General features: G+C 42.5%; 12 protein-coding genes. 6 read left to right on the top strand and 6 right to left on the bottom strand.

What is annotated here, in order from left to right; genetic code table 11:
• Window positions 1-2583 (bottom strand): cellulase family glycosylhydrolase, encoded by a 2583-nt coding sequence (locus tag QY309_09470; GenBank protein ID WKZ58097.1) that lies wholly within the window; start codon window positions 2581-2583, stop codon window positions 1-3.
• Between the two features lie 67 nt (window positions 2584-2650).
• Between QY309_09470 and QY309_09475 the strand changes: the two genes are divergently transcribed.
• The gene (locus QY309_09475; protein ID WKZ58098.1) at window positions 2651-3730 is read left to right on the top strand and encodes a glycosyl hydrolase 53 family protein; all 1080 of its coding nucleotides are present in this window, start codon (window positions 2651-2653) and stop codon (window positions 3728-3730) included.
• Window positions 3731-3804: 74 nt separating this feature from the next.
• Here QY309_09475 and QY309_09480 read toward each other — a convergent pair whose 3' ends face one another.
• The 4 genes from QY309_09480 to QY309_09495 form a co-directional block, all read right to left on the bottom strand.
• Complete coding sequence (locus QY309_09480; GenBank protein ID WKZ58099.1) at window positions 3805-6642, bottom strand: alpha-amylase family glycosyl hydrolase; 2838 nt, start codon at window positions 6640-6642, stop codon at window positions 3805-3807.
• A 63-nt stretch (window positions 6643-6705) separates the two neighbouring features.
• Window positions 6706-8136 (bottom strand): SusE domain-containing protein, encoded by a 1431-nt coding sequence (locus QY309_09485; protein ID WKZ58100.1) that lies wholly within the window; start codon window positions 8134-8136, stop codon window positions 6706-6708.
• 24 nt (window positions 8137-8160) lie between these two features.
• The gene (locus QY309_09490) at window positions 8161-9747 is read right to left on the bottom strand and encodes a RagB/SusD family nutrient uptake outer membrane protein (protein ID WKZ58101.1); all 1587 of its coding nucleotides are present in this window, start codon (window positions 9745-9747) and stop codon (window positions 8161-8163) included.
• A gap of 19 nt (window positions 9748-9766) precedes the next feature.
• Entirely contained in the window at window positions 9767-12781 is a 3015-nt protein-coding gene (locus tag QY309_09495) for a TonB-dependent receptor (GenBank protein WKZ58102.1), read from the bottom strand.
• Window positions 12782-13079: 298 nt separating this feature from the next.
• Between QY309_09495 and QY309_09500 the strand changes: the two genes are divergently transcribed.
• The 5 genes from QY309_09500 to msrA all read left to right on the top strand — a co-directional run bounded on the left by QY309_09500 (window position 13080) and on the right by msrA (window position 20108).
• Window positions 13080-15482 carry a glycoside hydrolase family 31 protein gene (locus QY309_09500; GenBank protein WKZ58103.1) on the top strand — a complete coding sequence of 801 codons (2403 nt, stop codon included), beginning with the start codon at window positions 13080-13082 and terminating at the stop codon, window positions 15480-15482.
• 24 nt (window positions 15483-15506) lie between these two features.
• Window positions 15507-17039, top strand: a complete 1533-nt coding sequence (locus tag QY309_09505; protein ID WKZ58104.1) for an MFS transporter — start codon at window positions 15507-15509, stop codon at window positions 17037-17039.
• Window positions 17036-18229 carry an alpha/beta hydrolase-fold protein gene (locus QY309_09510; protein WKZ58105.1) on the top strand — a complete coding sequence of 398 codons (1194 nt, stop codon included), beginning with the start codon at window positions 17036-17038 and terminating at the stop codon, window positions 18227-18229. Before QY309_09505 ends, QY309_09510 begins: the two co-directional genes overlap by 4 nt.
• A gap of 42 nt (window positions 18230-18271) precedes the next feature.
• Window positions 18272-19411: a hypothetical protein gene (locus tag QY309_09515; protein ID WKZ58106.1), complete on the top strand. Its 1140-nt coding sequence runs from the start codon at window positions 18272-18274 to the stop codon at window positions 19409-19411.
• Window positions 19412-19484: 73 nt separating this feature from the next.
• A complete protein-coding gene (gene msrA, locus QY309_09520; GenBank protein ID WKZ58107.1) occupies window positions 19485-20108 on the top strand; it encodes a peptide-methionine (S)-S-oxide reductase MsrA in 624 nt (207 codons plus the stop codon).
• Between the two features lie 197 nt (window positions 20109-20305).
• Here the strand turns inward: msrA and QY309_09525 are convergent, their stop codons facing one another.
• On the bottom strand, window positions 20306-22240 hold the full coding sequence (locus tag QY309_09525) for a GAF domain-containing protein (GenBank protein WKZ58108.1): 1935 nt from the start codon (window positions 22238-22240) through the stop codon (window positions 20306-20308).
• Window positions 22241-22370 lie beyond the last annotated feature (130 nt).

Below are 22370 nucleotides of genomic sequence, written 5' to 3' on the forward strand. Positions count from 1 at the left end.
TCAGGGTTTTACCCAAACACTTTCTATAGCAATTCCATGCCTGTTCTTTAACTGATTTTCCGGTATACCCGGCCCAATTGAAATCTGAAGACTCTCTGCTTTCTCCATTGAAAAGGCAGTTGAGGAAGTCGGCTCAAAGAAGTACGGCAAAAATGTCGGGTAAGGTCGCGGCATCGTTACCGTTTTTACCTTCTTAAGTGATGTTAAAGGTACCTCATAATCACGCGAGCCGGGCATTAGCTCAATTACTGTTCCATATGAAGTTCCATCTTTCATCACTAATGCTACCTGAATCGGACACGGCTTTTCGTTTAACGACCTGCCACGAAATACAAGTTGCCTGGCTGAAGTTAACGAGGTTTTTTGGGCTGAAACTTTTCTTTCGAAGCAATACTTCATGGTGTAATCGTAAATGCGCTCTTTATACTTGTCTTCAGGGTCTTCCCTAAACAATTGCTCAATATTTACTACCACCACTGCCTGCCCCTCATGACCGGTTGGTATAACTGCCGAACCCCTCACCCATTGCCGCAATAACTGATCGGAATCTGTCGCTGCATTGAAAAGGTAAACGGGGCTTTTTTCTGGCAAAACGGCTACACGATACCCCTCATCTCCATGAAAATCCCAATCAAACGGATGCGTTTGGTTACCGGATGGGAAAGTGAAATGCTGCCCATTCTCTTTTACAGTTATAAAATACCGGAGAAATCCTGGCTGAACCTTTTCTGCAGGAATTGTAGCCGTATAAGAATAACCGTTAGCACGCGTCATCTTGATTACCTCAGGTCGAAATCCTGCCCACACATGCAAGTCAACGGCTTCTGGTTCAGCGGGAGTTACAATTTTTGCTGTAACGGTATGGGCTTCTCCGGCTGATATTTCATGTATCGGTTCGTGGACAACGTGCACATCTTTCACGGTAGCGGATGGAGCAACAAATTCACCAAGAAAAATATTTTTCCATCGATCGGTTGATTTTTTTTCAGTAACAATACCTTTTCGGACCAATAAATAGGTTCCAGGTTTTACTTTGATATTACCCGCTGCGGCTTTTCCTGTTAGTGAATTTCCCTCGTTCAATCCACGCACCTCAAACTCCTTGCCCAGATCAGGCAAATTCAAATTCATTGGCCACTCCCGCCATTTAATTACAGCGATCGTCTGCTTCAAACTTGTTCGAATAAAGGGATCTTTAATCCATACCGCATCTGGCATTATTTCCAATCGCCATACGCCATCTTCAAGTTTATCTAAAAAGTAAGCTCCTGTTCCTTCATATTTTATAAGAGCAGAGTTACCGCTGCCCACAACCTGCTCTAGTTTCTCCGCAGCTGGCACTTTAGTATCCGTTGAGTTGGTGTAGATGAACTGTTTATCCGTTACCATTTCAGCTAGATCCTCTTCATAGCTTACCCGAAAGGCATCAAACGAAGTGTTATCAGGGTACCGACCAAAGCTTTTGTACATAGGAATTCTATGAAAAACCTCCGATGCCAACATAAGACTGATGGCCTTCTGCGGTGTGTAAGCCAGGTTCATATAATGCGTACCATACTCCGTGTTGGCATACGCCATGTAGGTTGGATCATACGCAAAATGCGTAGCCACTTGCATACCGGCCTCACGAAATGACCTTGCCATGGCCGGGTAGATATATGAACGACCTACATCGGCAGCATCAAATTCATACACAAGCTTAACGGAACTTTTAAACTTAGGATGATTGGTAAATGGAATGCTATAACGATCAACATTCGGCAATAAATTTCCACCCAACTCGTGCCTCGCCCCCAGCCCGGTAGGGTACCATTGAAATGTGCCACCTTGAATACCAGATTTAAAATAAGCATCAACCAAATGGATGCTGTGGGAGATATTATACAAGATTGGCTTTTTACATCCGGTACTTCGCATGGATTTCACCATTCGGGAAATAAAGGCGGTAACGTTTGCTTCTGTTTCGCGATGATGTGGTTCGTTGGAAATTTCAAAAGCAATAATATCGGGATCATGCTTGTAGGCCATACCCGTATATGGGTTAACATGATTGATAAACTGGGCCAGGTAATTTTCCTGTGCTTTAATTGCCTCGGGATTGGTCAGGCACGCATCCTTACCATACTTTCTTGAAAACCCGGGGGTTGGTTCATCCGGTTCGGGCCAACCGTTACCCCAAAAGGCTATCGGGGTAATCACAAACTTCATTCCCCGTTCTTTCATTTTTTTCACCATGTAGTCGAACAACCGCAGATTTTCATTCTCCAATAAATTTCCAAGCGTATCACTGATTTCAGTATCCCACACATGCACACGGTATAAATCAAAACCCAGACGGGCAAAATGATACACATCCTGATCGATAGCCTTTTCAACATCAATACCCAACCTCTTTGCTGTGCGATAAGCATGTGCGAACGGAGTTGTATAGTTCACACCAAAACCCTTAACCTCCTCATTACTAGCTCCCCAACGCATTACACCATTCTTGTCCACATAAACATCGGTGTTGCGTTGAGCTAACACAACCAGGCTGAACAACAGCAATAGAACCAACAAGCTAAGTTTTGGAAATGCTTTCATGTATAATCAGAATTAACTTTAAGATGTTAATTTTACTCAATCAACGGTAATAAGAGAAGAAATTAAAATGAAATATGTTAAGTGGTTATTCCTGAGTTTATTTTCTGTTCTTCAGGGCTGCGATGAAAATTCGAATAAACCCAATGAACCTGAGTCGACCGCTATTGAAGTTCGTGCTGCTGACATCTCATTTTTGCCCGCAATCAGAAATGCCGGAACGCAGTTTAAGAATGCATCGGGTGAAGTCAAGGACGTGCTCACCATTTTAAAAGAAGCCGGTTGCAACACCATACGGCTTAGGTTGTGGCATTCGCCAGAAACAACTCATTCAGGATTGGATGAGGTTGAAGCGTTTACTGAAGAACTAAGGAATTTTGGTTTTGATATTTGGTTAACCGTACATTACTCCGATACCTGGGCAGACCCTGGTACACAAACCAAACCCGAAGCCTGGAAGGATTTATCTTTGACTGATCTTAAAGACAGTGTTTACAATTACACAAAAAAAATTGTTACGCTTCTGAATCCTGAGTACATCCAAATCGGAAATGAAATCAATGGCGGATTACTATGGCCAGATGGACAAATTGATAACCGGGATAATTTTATTCAATTACTGAAAGAAGGCTCAAAAGCGGTTCGAGATGCTTCTGCATCTACCAAAATCATGATGCACTATGCCGGCATTACAGGTGCCGACTGGTTTTATAATGAACTAAAAACCCATGCGGTAGACTACGACATTATTGCGCTCTCGTACTATCCCCGTTGGCATGAGAAATCCTTAGATGTTGTTAGGAATTCACTAACAGGATTGGCTAACAATTTTGATAAAGACATTATTCTGGCCGAAACTGGCTATCCGTTTACGCTACAATGGAACGATTGGACAAATAACCTGGTAGGATTAACTGAACATCTCATAAATGGCTATCCAGCAACAGAGAAAGGTCAACACGACTTTATGATGCAACTGCGTAAAATCATGCACGACACCCCCCGTGGACTCGGGCTTGCTTATTGGGCACCGGAGTGGGTAGCCTATAAAGGTGAAGAAGCTACCGATGGCTCACCCTGGGAAAACATGGCCTTATTCGATTTTAACTTTCAGGCGCTTGATGCAATGGAGGTATTTAAAGAGGAATAATGACCAACGCTGCCACCCTTCGACCCACTCTCCAAAGGAGTCCTGTGGACAGGATGACAGGCATGATCAAATAATTACTGCTTAATAAGCTTCAATCGCTGTGTGAGACCATAGTGCTCAACTACCACAATGTAAAACCCATCCTTCACATCACGCAAATCCCAGGTAGTTGAATCTATACGTTCAGGGAAAAGCGTCACACCATTCGCTGTAACCAATTTTAAACTTCGAACTGGTTTATCTGAATTTACCATCAACACATCACTTGCCGGATTAGGATAAACTGAAACCTGCACTTCCGCCAACGGATTCTCAGTCGATGTAATTAAAGGATTGGTGATCTCCACATCAGTAAAAATTTTATACTCACCTGGTTTTAGTGAGATATTGAATGGCGTAGCGGTCACGTTAACCGGCTCGCCAAATGCATAATAATCGTACCAGGTACCGGTGTGCGGAAAAGCAACACTTGCCGTACGAATGGTGAGGTCAAAATTCACCACCACCTGAACGTTCATATCTTCCGGAACTGTTGGTGTTGTTGTATACGGACTATTCTTTAGCGTTAACTGTTTAACAGGATTTGTTCCGGCCACCAATGTAGCATCACCTTCAGTAAAAATATCATAGGTGTTTCTCAAACGGATCAAATCGGCAGTATGCTGGTACAACCTATAGCGTGAGTAATCACTTCGGTATTCCCATTTCACTGGCTTGGGTGAAACCCTACCCCCCTCATCAATGGACACATCGTATCCCAACTCACCAAACTGCCAAAGCATTTTAGGGCCCGGTATGGTATAAAACAACGTTGAGGCAGCTTTTACGCGATCTAACGCTGTTGGCAAATTTTTAACAGAGTAACTACCTGAACTGTTACCAAACTGCAAATTCTTATACATCAGGCGTTCTTCATCATGACTTTCCATGTAACCCACAACATGCGGTACAGACCACCCACGTGTACCATGATACACCCAGCTAATATCCGATTGAGGGAAATAGCCCATCGTATTCTCATTATAGGCATGAGTAAGATTGCCCCAGAACAGCATCCCTTTACCTTCGCCCGCGCGGTATTCAGCCAATTCACGTTCTTCGTTGTTGGCGGCAAAATGCTCAAGAATCACATAAGCCTCGGGAAAGCTTTCCCAAATTCTATCAGCCATTCGTTTAAGAAGGGCCACCCGGCTTGCATCGTATCCAGACCAGGCCGATACCTCAGCTGGGGTATTGCAATCAGGTGTCGTGCAGTAATTCACATTACTCATGCCCTTCGATAAATCAAATCGATATCCGTCAATTTTAAACTCATTCAACCAATAATAATTTACCGTATCCAGGTAAGTCTTGGTGTAACTGCTTTCGTGGTTCATATCAAAGAAAACATTAAATGGATGTCGAGCTGTAACATTAAACCATTTATTATCCGCAGTAGGTCGGAATGTTGAGAAATTGAAATCCATCATCGCGTAGGAATTCGGAATATCCTGGTGGTTCATGGCAATATCCAGGATAACAGCCATGTTGTTTTGATGGCAGACATCGATAAATTCTTTTAATTTATTCTTGGTGCCATAATATTTGTCTACCGCGAACATAAACGTTGGGTTATACCCCCAACTGTCGTTGCCGTTAAACTCCATGATGGGCATCAACTCAATGGCATTTACGCCCAAACGCTTAAGGTATGATAATGTGTCAATAAGATTCTGATAGTTCCGATTCTCCGATCCAAAGAAATCGCGTATCAGCAATTCGTATACAACTAATTTTTCTTTTGGTGGCCGCACATAATCGGTGGCTTGCCATTCGTACGGAGTTTGGTTAGTTTGAAAAACAGACAACCGGTTGAAATACCATTGATCCAGTAAGGCCTTTTGTGGATAAGGCTTAAGATTCGGGTATGTTGTTTCCGGAATATACTGGTCATCCGGATCAAGAATTTTATCGGCATACGGATCGGCCACCCAGACGCTTTCATCTACCAGATACTGAAAGGCGTACTCCTCACCAGCTGTTAATCCTGATAATTCCAACCAGAAGTATTCACCATCGCGTTTCATTTGATTTTCAGGTAGCACATCCCAATCGCTGAAATCGCCACGTGCATAAACAGAATTTTTTCCTGGTGCCCACAGGCAAAGCGTTACTTTGGTAGCATCATCGTGGTAGTTAATACCGGGGATGATCCCTGTGGGACGAGGTGACTCTACAGAAGGAGAACTAACCATATACTTAAATGTTATGGTCGTATCATTTTCTGCATTTTCAACTACTAAACTAGCAGCATATAATCCTGAGGACTGAGGAATGGAGTAAGAAAATGAATAATCCGTTATGGACATTTGTTCATCAACAGGCACACCATCCACATATAAAATGAAGGTTGCAACCTCGGAGGATTCAGCCTCAACTAATAGATCCTCTCCCGGATCTATAAACACCGGGTTAACAGAAGGAGAAAGCAATTCGACAAGGAAGCAAGTTGTCAATGGAGTCATCGTTGCAACATAATCCGTTGATTGGCCACCACTCCAATCGTTGGCTTTTATCAATATACCTAACTGAGTCTCCAGGCAAATTGGCTGAACGAAAAAATCCTGCGGCTTAAATGTAAGGCGAAAAAGCGTTTTTCCGGACTCAATAACCTTGGTGAACTTAGCTGGATCAGCTGTAGCGTTTGCAGGATTAACATTATACCTGGCATCAATATTTTTACCGGGTATCCAAACCCATGCCCAGGCGTTGCTTAATGATGCAAGGGTGGTTCCAGTAACATCATAGGTTACGGTGATTTCATCGTCTGGTTGAAATGAAGCAGGTGAGATAGTTGGATTGATACTGACTTTATCCTGTGCGCTTAAGAAAGCAGGAATAAGTAATGTAAGTAATAAGCAGAACCTTCGCATAAGTGATAAAAGTAAGACCAAGACTTTACAGTCTTGGTCTATGTTAAAATATCCGATAAAATACTATTTCAAAAATTTATACTCTCCTGTTAAAGTATTGAATGTAACAAAATATGAGCCTTCAAGAACTGGAATGTCAGCTCCATTTTGAACACCAATAGCTGAAGGAAATCCTGACGCACCCCAGTTTACCCCCCAATCATTGTTAGCTCTGAATTTGCCAGACCCTTCAAATAAATTATAGATCTTTGACCACTTATAAGGATTTGAAGGGTTTTGTATTAAATCAACATCTGAATTCCAACCATCATCATTGCCCGTTAGGGTAAAACCAATTAATCCCACAGAAGCGTAAGGATTCGCATTTGCTGTTGGTCCAAAGAAATACTCTCCTGTGGCATCATTAAACCAAATGAAATATGTGCCACCCACAGAAACCGGAATGTTTGGACCATTACCAACACCGTAACCTGAAGGATAAGTATCCGAACCCCAATTGTTTGCCCAATCATTTTCTGCACGGAACTTTGCTGCCCCTTCGAAAAGCGTTATGGTGCCAGTCCAAATATGCGGATCATTTGGATCTTGCGCAAGATCAATGTCGGTTGACCATCCTGTATCATCACTTCCTGTTGTTGCGGATCCAATTACTCCGATTGTAGTGAAAACGGTAGACCCTGCAGCAGTAAAACTGTATTCGCCAGTCTGATCGTTAAAAATTATCTTGTAGTATCCGGAGGTAGAAATCGGAATGTCAGGCCCACCTTGAGTGCCGGTCCCAGTTGGAAAAGCACTCGCTCCCCAATTCACATCCCATGAGTCCTGTGCTCTAAACTTCACATTTAATCCACCATATAGATAAACTGTGGTTGTCCATGTGCTTTTATCAACCCCTGTTGCATCCATCAAGTGCATATCAATGTCATTATTCCAGCCGGTATCGTTGCTTCCAGTTGTTGCACCACCAATTAAACCAACTGTACAATAATTTCCGCAGTCACTGGTTTGGTAGGTCTTTGCTGTACGTTCAACTACACCAGAAACAAGGGGTGTACTCTCAACACCATTGATGGTCGACTTTACTCGAATAAAAACTGTAGCTTCTTGAAATCCCGGCAATCCTAATGCGAGCATTTTATCATTCATCAATTTTACTGATACGGGAACTTCACGTACAGCTAAACCTCTGTCGCCTTCCACCACAATCAATGAAACAGGAGAAGTAAAGGCATCGTCAGTGGAAACCTCCAACTCATACTTCACTGAAACCTTTACACCGTAATCAGCAATTTCCCACTTGAAGGTTTCATATACAGAACTTTCATTTTCGGGCAATAGTTCTACGGATGTAGAAGTTGCAGGACTTACAAATACCGGAGCAACAAATGATGTGGGATCTGGCAATATAGGCTTTTCAGTATCCTCCACACAGGCAGAAAGAATCAGCATCAGTGCTGTTATCCCTTTCCAATTTATATTCAAAATATTTTTCATAATTTTTCTAATACTTGTTCACAATTAATAGCCTGTATTTTGTTCAAGAGTTGGATTTGCTACCAAATCAGCAGAAGGAATAGGAAATAAATCTCTAAAGGCGTCAGTGGCAGTTCCTTCTTTTACATTTCCCTTCCAAGGCCACAGGTAATCGCCACCGGTAAACAATCCGTAACGGATCAAATCTGTTCTCCTATGACCCTCCCAGTACAATTCGCGAGCACGTTCGTCTAATATAAACTCAAGCGTTAATTCGCTGCCATCTATATTTCCAGAGGTGTCACCATAAGCACGCTCGCGTATTTCATTTATATAATCCAGGGCTTGCGCAAGTGAACCACCACTTCCACCTCGCAAAACTGCTTCTGCATACATCAGGTAAGCATCTGCCAAACGGAACATCGGGTAATCCGTATCCACAAAATCCGGGTGCGGATTTGCAGGAAGAGTACCATCAAGTTTTCTATTTCTGAATTTTGTTGTGGAATAACCATCTGTAAAAACTCCTATATCGTTAATTTCCTTAGAGTGTCCACTGGTAAAGAACAAGGCCCGGTGGTCGGTATCTCCACTAATATCATCAAACAAATCAACTATGGCAGAAGTGGTGCGGATACCACTCCAGGGATTTTGTACACCAAAGCGTCCCAATGGATCCATATCTGCACTAATAGGACCGTGAATTAAATAAACCATTCCACCAAACGTTTGGGTGCGTTGGCCATCATAGGTAAAAGGAAAGATAATTTCAGGGCTTGTATGATTATCGGCCACGAAATTATGCCGGTATGCCAAGTCCGGATCAGCATTGGAGGAAAGGGAATATGCACCGGAAGCAAAAATCTTATTCAAAGCTGTTATTGCTTCTGTATATTTTGTCTGGTTAACGTAAACTTCGGCATTCAAGTACAACTTCGCCTGAAGCATCCATAATGCTGCCTTATCAGCTCTGGCATATTCAAATTTAGGATTCCCCATCTCCTCTTCAATAGCGATCAACTCCGATTCGATGTAATCAAACAAATCAGCTCGCTCAATTTGAGCAGGAAAATACGAGCCCGGCTTATCGGCTTCCGTTACGAAAGGTGGGTTACCAAACATATCTAATGCATGGAAGTATGCCAATGCTCTCAAAAACCTTGCTTCTGCATTAAAAGTTTGAACATCAGCATCCTCGTTTCCAGAGGAAGCACGAATAAATTCATTACATATCGCTACGGTATACATTATACGTGAATACATAGCGGAAATAAACACATCATTAGGTGTCCATGTATGCCAATGAAAATCCTTAATCGTTTGGTCATTCCATGAGATAACGGCTTCATCCGTTGTTAACTCCTGGCAGTTCCAATATGCCCTAAGGTATGTTCCAAAACCCTCATCAATTCCTGCGATATCGCTATCGCCTGCGGGCCCTTGTTGGCCACTGACTGCAAAAGATGCATAGAGCTTGGCTAAACCACTTTTAAAATCATCTGTGGTCTTATAAACGTTTTCTGATGTCGTCACTCTTGGCCCGAGTGGCTTGGGGTCCAAGTCGCTTAAACAAGCCGTCATCAGCAATGAGGTTGTGATAACATATGTTAATAAAAATTTATTTGCTTTCATAATACAAATCGTTCAAGAATTAGTAAGTCAAATTAATACCCAGTAAAAATGTTCTTGGTCGTGGATACAAGTTATTATCAATACCACCAGCAACCTCCGGATCGATTCCCTTGTAGTCAGTTATCATAAATGCATTCTGCACAGTAAAACTGAAACGCGCGCGCAATTTCTGATTAAGCAGTTTATCAGTTGTATAACCCAGACTCATGTTATCCATTTTGAAAAATGAAGCATTTTCCACGTAAAAATCTGACCAATATTGAGCCCCAGAAACGCCTTCAAACTCAGTATCACTGATCAATCTCCGTAAATTATTAAACGAGGCAGTATTATTGTTGAATGAAGCTGCATAAAAAGTGTTTGCCGCACCATTATTATAAACATAGTTCCCCATGCTTAAACGTCCAGCAAAGAAGAAATCAAAATCTCCATAAGTTAAAGTCGAAGTCAAGCCCATTAGGACACGCGGAGCAGGGTTCTTATAATGGTACTTATTTAATTGATTGCTTGCTACATTTCCACCTGAACCAGTTCTATCAACATACAAACCTTCAATGGGCATGCCGTTAACATCATAAATCTGTTGAAATACAAAGAATGAATTAACCGGAAATCCGATGTTGTTATTCTGGATAGTATTTCCTACGCCACCAGCAATTCCGCCAACACTAATTCCCTGATAGTTTGGATCATCAGTTGCCGTAAGTTTAGTGATCTCATTGACATTATGTGATAGGTTAAAACCGAGATCCCAGCCCATTTTATCGGTTTTGATTGCAGTACCGTTAAGGGTAAGTTCAAAACCTTTATTTTCAAGATTACCAACATTGGTAGTCAAGAAATTATTGAAGTTACTACCAGCAGGGATCGGAATGGTGTTAATAAGGTCTTTTGATTCACGTTGATAAAATTCAAGTGAGCCAGTTATGCGGTCATCGAAGAGTCCAAAATCTAATCCCAAATTATAAGTAACGGTTTCCTCCCACTTAAAGAATTCATCATATGCAGAAGGTCTGAATGTGGTGTAAAACTCATTGCCGAATTGATATTGAGCCGTTTCTGTACTTGATACATATACTGGTAAATATGGATAGGCTCCTCCCACATCCTGCTGTCCTGTAACTCCATATCCTGCTCTCAACTTCAAGTCAGAAAGAAATTCAACATCTGACAAAAATGCTTCTTCATTTATTCTCCATGCTAATGCAAGCGCAGGAAACAACCCCCATCGATTCTCTTCTGAAAATCTTGACGACCCATCAGTTCGTAAAGTTGCCGTTAAAAGATACTTGCTATTAAATGTATAATTCGCTCTACCAAAGAATGAAATCAAGTAATTTGGATTTGGGATGAATACACGAGGAATTTCGTTTCCATCTCCATCAGTCTCATAATCGTAGAAAATTGATCCATCAGCAGACCTACTAAAGTTGGATCCATCTCGTTCAAAACTTTGATATGAGTACCCAGCAGTTAAATCAACTTTGTGCTTATTTACTTCCTTTACGTAGTTGAAATAGAGATCAAAAAGGCGCGACTGAGTTTCGCCCGTATAATCAGTTAAGCTTCCTAACTCACTTGTCCAGGGGGCCAGCGCTGAAACGTTATTAAACCCATCGCTTTTAGAAAAGTCTAGTCCAGCATTTACGTGGGCTCTTAACTCAGGCATAAAATTAAATCGGTAGTCCAATTCAATATTTCCAATAAATCGAGTAACATTTGATCTGTTATCTGTTAACTCAAGCATAGCCACTGGATTCCGTGGTGCAATTGCATTGGGAGCAGAATTAGGATTGCTTTGGTCAGCAACCCAGGTAAAGTAGCCTCCATATCTTGTATTGCCATTCCTTACGGGTTGAGTAGGGTCAAATGATACAGCAGCACCAACAGCTCCCTGATCACCAAAGTTATGCTTGCTATGCATGCCTTTTACACTGGCGTTTACCTTAAGATTATCATCTAAAAATGAAGGTGAAACATTTATGTTTATTGAATGGCGTTGCATTGAGGTTGTTTTCAATACCCCCTGCTGATCTGTGTAACCGTATGAAACTCTATAGGGAACATCCTTAGTAGTCCCGTAAACACTTAAGTTATGATCGTGAGAAATAGCATCCCTGTAAATTTCATCCTGCCAGTTTGTGTTTTCAGTTCCCAGTTTAGCCACTGCAGCAGCGTTTATACCAAATGACCCTTCTAAACCGGTGATCAATTCCCTGAACTCATCACCAGATAATACGTCAACCTGCCCAATATTTTGACTCAATGAATATTGACCATTGTAGGATACCCTAGGCTTTCCGGAAGTACCCTTTTTTGTTGTAATAATAATTACTCCATTTGATGCACGTGAACCATAAATAGCCGTAGCAGATGCATCTTTTAGTACGGTCATGGATTCAATGTCATTTGGATTTATAGTAGCCAAAGAATTTGACATACCAGCTGGCCCATTGTTATCAAGAGGAAAACCATCCACAACCACCAGCGGATCGTTGTTAGCATTAACAGAGGAACCTCCGCGAATTCTAATTTGAGCACCACTTCCGGGAGCACCGCTTCCTTGAGTAACCTGAACTCCGGCAATTTTTCCTACCAAAAGATCTTGCGGAGAGGCCATTACACCTTTGTTAAAAGACTTGTCTGAAATTGATACAACAGATCCGGTTAAATCTTTGCGCTCAACCTGACCATATCCAATCACCACGATCTCCGATAGTGCAGTCACATCGGTTTGTAAAGCAACATCAATCGTAGTTTGCGAACCAACCGTTACTTCACTGGTTGCATACCCCACAAATGAAAACACCAATACAGCGTTGGAACCGGAAACCTGTATGGCATAACTTCCGTTTGCGTCAGTTACTGCACCATTACTGGTGCCCTTCTCCAGGATGTTCACCCCTGGAAGACCTGTTCCGTCATCCGAGGAAGTCACCTTTCCTGTAATGGTTCTGCTCTGTGCCCAGACAGCCATTGAGCTGAAAAGGAGGAGAACCACTAAATACCCCTTTATCAGGTAAAATTTTGTCATAGAATTTAATGTTAAGTTTTAGGTTTTTGTAGAATAGAAATTATCGCGTTGAATTTAGGTATAAACGTTACCCGAAAATCAGAAAAATCCTTCTTTTTTTACCGGAATCGTACCCGCAAACGTTTCCAATTTTTTTAACAACTACAATGACAAATGTCAGGTGTTGATACCTATTGTTTACCCCATTTATGATGAGCGCTTGAATGCGTGATCTGCGCTTAAACATGTTGCTGATCGTTTTGCGGCAATCAAAAAATTAGGTGTTACTTTCAAGCTGAATTTTACCACCAATTAACGCATGACCAAATTCAAATCAGCCTTAAGCCACCATACCGGCACGCTTAAATCCTGGCAGAAGAACGCAAATGGAATTACCGGTGAAACCTCAACTGCGCGTTTCCAGGTTATCTTCTATACTGAACACATTGTGCGCATCACCTTTACCCATGAATCCTTCATTGAATCGTTTTCCTATAGTGTAATTGCTGAACCTGAAAAACTACACGTTGATGTTCATGAAGATCAGGATGCTATTCTGCTTCGCTCATCATTCGTGCAGGTGCGTGTTTCCAAAAATCCGGTTCGTATAACTTTTCTCAATAACAATAACCTTGTTATTAATGAAGATGAAACACTCGGCACCACCTGGAATGGTGAACAGGTTACCGTGCACAAAAAACTGCAGGAAGGTGAACGGTTCATCGGACTTGGCGAAAAAACCGGGCCGCTTGATCGTAAAGGCCAGGGCTACACCAATTGGAATACCGATGCTTACGGCTATCATACCGGAGCAGATCCGTTGTACTGCTCCACGCCTTTTTACATCGGGCTTCACAATCAACTAGCATACGGAATCTTTCTCGACAACACTCATAAAACCTATTTCAACTTTGGCGCATCGAACAACCGCTTTGCCAGCTTTGGTGCCGATACCGGTGAAATGAATTACTACTTCATGCACGATCAATCAGTCGGGCAAATTATAAAGCACTACACGCACCTTACCGGAAGAATGGAATTACCCCCACTGTGGAGTATCGGCTACCAGCAATGCCGGTACAGTTACTATCCCGACAAGGAAGCGCTCAGTGTTGCCAACACGTTTCGCGAAAAGGATATTCCTGCCGATGTGATTGTGTTCGACATCCATTACATGGAGCAGTATAAAATCTTTACGTGGAGTAAAAAAGATTTTCCTGATCCGAAAGGCTTGATTGATAAACTTAAAAAACTTGGCTTTCAGGTGGTGGTGATGTGCGACCCAGGCATTAAAGTGGAAGACGGATACCATACCTACGAAGACGGTAAAGCAAAAGATGTATTCATTAAATATCCCGATGGCGAAAACTACACTGGCATGGTATGGCCCGGCTGGTGCCATTTCCCAGACTTCACCAATCCGAAAACACGAACATGGTGGAAGGAACAATTTAAAGATTATGTGGCACTTGGCGTGGAAGGCTTCTGGAATGATATGAATGAAATTGCCACCTGGGGGCATAGCCTGCCGGAAACTATTGAGCTGGATTTTGAAGGCCACAAATCCACCATGCGCAGAGGCAGAAATATTTATGGTTTTCAGATGGCGCGAAGTACCTATGAAGGCACGAAAGAATTACTTAAAGGTAAACGCCCATTCAACTTAACGCGCTCTGCATTCTCAGGCATTCAGCGCTACTCCGCTGTATGGACTGGCGATAATGTGGCTTACGATGAACATATGCTGTTAGGCGTGCGTTTGGTAAACAGCATGGGCTTAACGGGTATAGCCTTTGCGGGATATGATGTTGGTGGATTTGTAGGAAATACGGATGAAAAACTTTTTGCACGTTGGATTTCCATTGGCGCCTTCTCCCCTTTCTTTCGTGGCCATACCATGATCAACACCCGCGATTCGGAACCGTGGACGTTTGGCGAACGCGTAGAAGAAATTTCGCGCAACTACATCAAACTTCGTTACCGTCTTCTTCCGTATTTGTATTCATTGTTTTACGATGCTTCCCAAACCGGTATGCCGGTGTGTCGTTCATTGGCTATTGATTATTCCTTCGATCACAACATTTACGATCATCGTTTTCATAATCAGTATTTATTCGGACCAGCCTTACTGGTTGCCCCGGTTGAAAGTTCGAAAGACCTCGTAAAAGTTTATCTTCCGAAAGGCAATTGGTATGATTTCTATACCGATCAAAAGCAAATTGGCTCATCAATTATTGTGGCCGATTGTCCATTGGATAAACTTCCTGTCTATGTAAAAGAATCATCTATCATTCCCATGCGTGCAAAGGCAGGCAACACCGTTAACGATTCGGGAGATACATTGGAAATACACATCTATTACGGAGAGAAAGAAAACAGCTTTGTTATGTATGAAGATGACGGTGAAACGTTCAGCTATCAGCAAGGTAACTACACCAAAAGAAAGCTGGTATACCAACCACACCGGTTTACGTTCGGAAAAAGTGAGGGAACATTTCTATCATCTTACAAAACCATTGAAGTCTACTTTCATGGATTTCATGATCTGAAAAATGTGCAGGTAAATCAGTCTGCCCAGGCGCTGCAACATAAAAATTACCGCTTCCTTCAACCCATGGCCAACTACGATCCGGTAGGCACCCAACCTGAAGGACCGATAGTCCGGGAATTGCCGTATATTTCAATTCCACAAACCACGGATGAGGTGGTTATAACCTGGTAAATATTTAATTCAGTTAACTGATTTATGTCATCAACAACAATCGCACGCCCTCGCCTCAGCTTCTGGCAAATCTGGAATATGAGCTTTGGCTTTATGGGTATACAATTTGGATTTGCATTGCAGAATGCGAATACGAGTCGCATTTTTGAAACGTTAGGATCTGATCCATCCAACCTCGCACTATATTGGCTTGCGGCCCCCATAACCGGATTAATTGTTCAGCCAATAATTGGGTATTACAGTGATCGCACATGGCATGCTAAATGGGGACGAAGAAGACCGTTCTTTGCTATCGGAGCAATACTTGCATCAGTGGCTTTATGCATCATGCCCAATTCATCGGCACTATGGATGGCTGTCGGAGTTTTGTGGATCATGGATGCTTCCATTAACATCAGCATGGAACCGTTTCGTGCATTTGTTGGTGATAAACTCCCCCCCTCTCAGCGCACCACTGGTTTTGCCATGCAGAGTTTCTTCATTGGAGTAGGTGCTATCATCGCCTCGTTTCTTCCCTGGATATTCACCAATTGGTTTGATATTTCAAATGTTTCAGACGAACCCGGGGTAATACCTGACTCTGTAAAATATTCATTCTACCTCGGAGCGTTTATGTTGTTTGCCACGGTAATGTGGACCGTATTCAGCTCTACTGAATATCCTCCGGAACCAGGGGATGAAGAAAAACTAAAAAACAGAGAAAGAAGAAAAATTGAAAATGAAGCATTTTACTATTCAAAATTCCTGAGGATAGGATCCGTATTGCTTGTTCTCGCTATCGTAATTGGATTGATTGTTTACTTTCTGAAAATAGAGAAAGAACTCTATGTACTTTCTCTTGGTTTGGGAATTTTTGGAATTGTTCATCTTCTGGCTACGCTTTATATAAAACAAGGAAGATCCTATCTCGGGCTCGTAAATATTGTCAAAGATTTCAACTCGATGCCAAAAACCATGGTGCAGTTGGCCTACGTACAATTTTTTTCCTGGTTCGCATTATTTGCCATGTGGATTTACACCACATCGGCTGTAACAAGCCATATCTATAATTCAACAGACCCAACAACTGAAGCATATAACGAAGGCGCAAGTATGGTGGGCAATCTCTTTGGGGTATACAATGGCATTGCAGCATTAGCTGCACTTTTACTACCCGTACTAGCAAAATACACCAGCAGACGAATGACACACTTAATTGCCTTGTTTTGCGGTGGCTTTGGTTTAATCTCATTTTACTTAATCAGCGATCCATTCTGGCTGTGGTTTTCCATGATCGGCATCGGTATTGCCTGGGCCAGCATTCTGTCTATTCCATACGCCATGCTTTCGGGTTCGCTGCCAGCAGAAAAAATGGGCTACTACATGGGGGTGTTCAATTTCTTCATCGTTATTCCACAAATTGTTGCGGGTACCATATTGGGCTTTATGCTGACACATTTCTTTAACGGACAAACCATTTACATACTTGTAACGGGAGGTGTTTCCATGATTATTGCCGGTTTATTAAATTTAATGGTTGATGACCGTGATGAAGTAATCATAAAACAACAGGCATGAGGTTTTTCCTATGTGTTAGCATTTGGTTTGTTGCAATCGTCCTGCATGCACAGGATTATTCGCACCTGCAAACAACACTCACTTCTTTATCCTCAGCCGATTCGACAACTCGCGAAAACACCTGGCAAGAATTGATCAAGTCAAATCAAATTCCGCTTACGCTTGCCGATTCAGTCCTATTCCTTTATCGGGGTGAAGCAAAAACCGTAGCCTGGATGGGCGACTTCAACGGCTGGGGGTACGACAAAGAATTTAAAAATCAAGGCACGCAAATTCCCGGTAGCGACATCTGGTATTTAAAAACTTCTTTTCCGAAGGATGCACGGCTGGATTATAAAATCCTGATCAACGGTACCGATTGGATTGTTGATCCAAATAATCCAAATCAACAATGGTCGGGTGTGGGCGGTGGAAGCCCAAACTCTGAGCTGCGCATGCCTGAATGGAAGGCTGATCCCATCATGATTCCCCGTGAAAATATTGCCCGCGGAACCTTGGAAAAAGATATCCTCTTCAACAGCAAAACACTGGGCTACCAGGTTACCTACTCCATCTACTATCCTGCCCACTACAATCAAGATACCGTATACCCGGTATTGTATGTAACCGATGGTTATGAATACCTGCATGAACGATTGGGCAATATGAAGGTGATTCTGGATAACCTGATTGCCGATGAGAGAATCAAACCCCTCGTTGTCATTTTTATTGACCATCGCGAGCCGGTTAATCGTTCGAACAACCGCAGGATGATGGAGCTGGCTATGAACAGCCGCTACCTGAATTTTATTGCTGATGAATTTATTGCTGAAATCGAAAAACAACACACCATCTCCAAAGCTCGTGCCGACCGCGCTATTTTGGGCAGTTCAATGGGTGGACTAACCGCTGCTTACTTCGCCTTTTCGCGACCAGAGGTATTTGGGATGGCCGGTATCCAATCCCCTGCATTCTGGTTTAAACCCGACATCTATAGCTTGTGCGATAATCCGGAAAATCCTCCCGTAAAGGTTTTTATGACTACCGGCACCATTAAAGACGCAGAAGAAGGAGCCCGGAAAATGAAAGCCATTCTCGAGAAAAATACCTGCACCTATCAGTATTTCGAAACCAATCAAGGGCACTCCTGGGGTAATTTCCGCGATAGCATTGACGATATCCTCCTGTATTTCTTCCCAGCAGGTTCGTAAATTCAGGCACTCAATTTGTAGATTGCATAAAAAAACTGAACCATGCGTAATCTATGCATCCTTGTTTTTATTGTCCTGATTCTGTCTGCTTGCTCATCGGGCAAGAAAGCCTATGAGCGTGGCAACTACTATGAAGCTGTAATGCAGGCTATTGGTCGTTTACGCCAAAATCCCGACCATAAGAAGTCGATGGAAACCCTGCGGAGCAGCTATCCCCTGGCAGTAGAATGGCTTGAAACCGATGCCAAGAACCAGATTGCCTCTAACTCAAATACCAAATGGAAAGGCGCCTTGGTTTCCTATGAGCGAATCAATAACATGTACGAGGCTATCCGCCAATCACCGGGCGCCTTAAAAGTGGTTCCGAACCCGAAAAACTTTTACAATGAAATGGCACCTTTGAAAGAGAAGGCCGCAGAAGAACTTTACAATTCGGGTATTGATGCCTTGATGAAAGGAACGCGCGAAGATGCCAAACGCGCCTTTTACAACTTCAGTGAAGCCAACGCCTATGTTCCAGGCTTTAAAGATGTAGTAGAGTATTTGGAAAAGTCAAAATTTGAAGCCACCACCTTTGTTATTCTTGAACAAGTTGCCATCCCCACCCGCTACAACCTGAGTGGTGGATTCTTTCAGGATAAGGTTGAAGAATATGTAAACCGTAATTATCCAGATCAGGGATTTGTTAAATTCTATACACCACAGGGAGCACAGAATATTCAGTTGCCACGAGTAGATCAAATTATGCGTCTTCAATTCGATGACTTCAGTGTCGGCAACACAACCGTACGCGAAAAGGAAGAAACCGTGAAGAAGGATAGTGTTAAAGTTGGTGAAGCTAAGATTGATGGAAAAACCGTTCCGGTCTACAATACCGTAACTGCAAAACTGATCACGGTAAGAAAGGAGGTTGTTTCAGAAGGACTGTTAAGTATGATTGTGGTTGATGCGAAATCCAACGCGGTACTGACCCACCGCAAATTTCCGGGCCGTTACGAATGGTTTACCACTTGGGGAAGGTTCAATGGTGATGAGCGTGCCTTAACTTCTCAACAATTGGAAATGTGTAAGCGAAGAGAAATTCAGCCGCCCGATCCGCAGGCTATGTTCCTCGCTTTTGCCGGCCCGATTTATGATCAACTTACGCCTGCTATCCGTTCATTCTATCAGCAGTACAACTAAACCCAGTTGTAATCTAACCGACAAACCCTTGATCTGACCAAAACTATTTTGGTCAGATCAAGGTTAAAACATCATGAAACATTTCATGACCATTTTGCTGCTCATTGGTTTAACAACCAGTTATGCCCAGCAGACTAAATCAACACCATCCAACATGACAAACAAATTAGCGATAGCCACCTTTGGCGGGGGCTGCTTCTGGTGTACAGAGGCTGTATTTCAGCGCGTAAAAGGAGTAGAAAAAGTAGTATCCGGATATGCCGGGGGTAAAGTGAAAAACCCTACTTACAAAGAGGTAACTTCCGGACTTACCGGGCATGCCGAAGTGATTCAAATAACCTATAATCCCACCTTGATCACGTATCCGGAACTGCTTGAAATATTCTGGGGCACACACGACCCCACTACCCTAAACCGGCAAGGTGCCGATGTGGGAACCCAGTACCGTTCAGTCATATTCTACCATTCTGCTGAGCAAAAGGAACTGGCCAGCGCCTACAAGCACAAATTGGATGCTTCCGGGGCATTTGACCGTCCAATTGTCACCGAAATAAGCCAGGCAGGGGATTTTTACCCGGCTGAAGACTACCACCAAAATTATTTTAACCTGAATGGCAATGCGCCATACTGCACCTACGTTATACAGCCCAAGCTGGAAAAATTCAAAAAAGTGTTCAGCGAAAAGCTTAAACAGTAATACCACCACTTATCCGAAAATTTTTACTTTCATTAAAAAACAATGTAACCTTTACCATGTTAAATCGTTAAGCCAATTGAGTAGAGTAATTCTTCTCATAGGTTTAGGTTTAGGTAAACAAAAAAGTCCCGGGGCGCGGGACTTTTTTGCTTTTATAGGGTTTTATAAACCCACCAGATTAAAATCTTCTAATCTTCTCAGGCCTCCACGGAAATTTCCATGATGCGTACAATCTCTCCGTTGTGATTCTTTACAGGTGAAAAGTATGAACGTACATTAATCACCTCGCCTTTACGGGTAAGGCGCTTATAAATACCCTTACGGGATTTGCCCGCCTCGAGGTCACGCCAGAACTGGCGATACTCTTCGCTGCTCTTGTCTTCTTTGGTAGCAAATATTCTGTGGTGCTCACCCATCACTTCAGTCTGGCTGTAGCCAAGCATGCTTAAGTAGTTGGTGTTGATCTTGGTCAGCTTTCCTTCTACATCGTAATCGGCCATAGCCAAAGCGCTGTTCAACGCCTGCATGGTGCCTTCTGTTTCCGATTGGTTGCGTTGCATTTCTTCCTGCGTGGCCTGCAACTCCTCCATATTCTGGCGCATCTCTTCTTCTTGTGCGCGCATTTGTTCCGTCATCTCCTGCGACTCTTCCAACAAACGCTGTGTACGGGCGTTGATCTTAACAGAAGAAATGGTTGAGGCGATGCTCTCTGCTATCTTCTGTACAAACTCCATTTCAAAATCGGCAAAAGTATTGAAGGAAGCGATTTCAACTACACCAAAAATCTGATCATTAACTTTCAACGGCACAATAAGCACTGAGGTAGGGTTTGCATCACCCAAACCAGAACTGATCTTGATATAATTTTGAGGAACTTCAGTCAGGTAAATGGTATCACCCTCCTGCCAGGCCTGACCAGACAACCCCTCACCTTTGTGAATCTTATGATTCAAATATTTCTTCTTATCCCAGGCATAGCAAGCACGCATAGACATGGCCTGCTCCTCACCCTCCTCATCGTCCATGATGTACAGCGCACCCTGGTTAGCTTTCAGATACTTTACCAAATTGGCAATGATCTCATCTGATAACTTCTCCAAATCATTGGTGTTGCTGCGCAAAATTTCACCAAACTTTGCCAATCCTTCAGTAGCCCAGTTACGCTTCTTATCGTCTTCAGCTACAGCCGCCAGGTTATCGCGCATGTTCAGCAATGCGTTACCCAACACATCATGCTCACTCAATGGCTTGAACTCTGACGCGTAATTTCCTTTACCAATGTTTTCAGCAAACAAGGTAGTGCCCTTCAATCCTGTTACCAGGTTATCCATGGCCACAGCCATTTCTCCAATCTCATCGTTGCTGAATTTGGTCTGTTTATCTTCCACCAGCTCTCCACGACCAAGTTTAGTCACCACATCTTTTAGGAAGTTGACCGGACGCGTAATGGAACGCATCAATAGATAAGCACTTACCAAGGCTATAACTAGAAATGCTGCTGCAAGGATTAATGTTATATTTCTCAAAAACTTTGATGTACTGATTAACTCCTGATCAGCCAATTCATTGGTATTCGTTTGTGCCTGTGCCAACGCTTTTAGATCTTCAAGGATATCTTCAAGTTGAGGATTAATTGTGTTTGCGAGGACATCTTCAGCTAAAAGCTTGGTAATACCATCTTCATAACTTTCAAATGAATTCAATTGATCCATTATTTGACTTTTGGCATAGCCCTGTACCTCATCAAATCGAATGAACACGGAATCCACCAATACTTTCTGGCTGTCAACCTCCCAGGTTACTTTCAGTTTATCTATATCCTCTTTGATTTTCGGATATTCAGTAGAAACAAGAAGTAGCAAAGCATTTTTGTTTTCTTCGTTGGTTTGCAGGTACACCCAACTGGTAATCAGTTTCTGGTACCGTTCTACAGCCAACACAAATTCATTAATGGCATCTTTAGAAGGGCGAACAACCTCCGCAGATTTGTTTACCACGGTATTAATACTACTACCGGTAATAAAAATTGCGGTTGAAAGGCCCACAAAAAGAACTATTAGGATACCAAAAACTAATAGAATCTTATTGCCAATAGTGAACCGAATGCGAAAGCGTCTTTTTTTGTTTTCCATAGTAAAATCTATACAACTATAAAACTTGATTATTCAGGTTTACTCGTATTAAAAATGAAGGTTTTACCCGTTTTAGCGCTCAAAAATAGGACTATTATCGAAGGTAGAAATCTCAAAATTCCGCTAATTT

The sequence above is a fragment of the Cyclobacteriaceae bacterium genome, from assembly GCA_030584025.1.
Classification (GTDB): domain Bacteria; phylum Bacteroidota; class Bacteroidia; order Cytophagales; family Cyclobacteriaceae; genus UBA2336.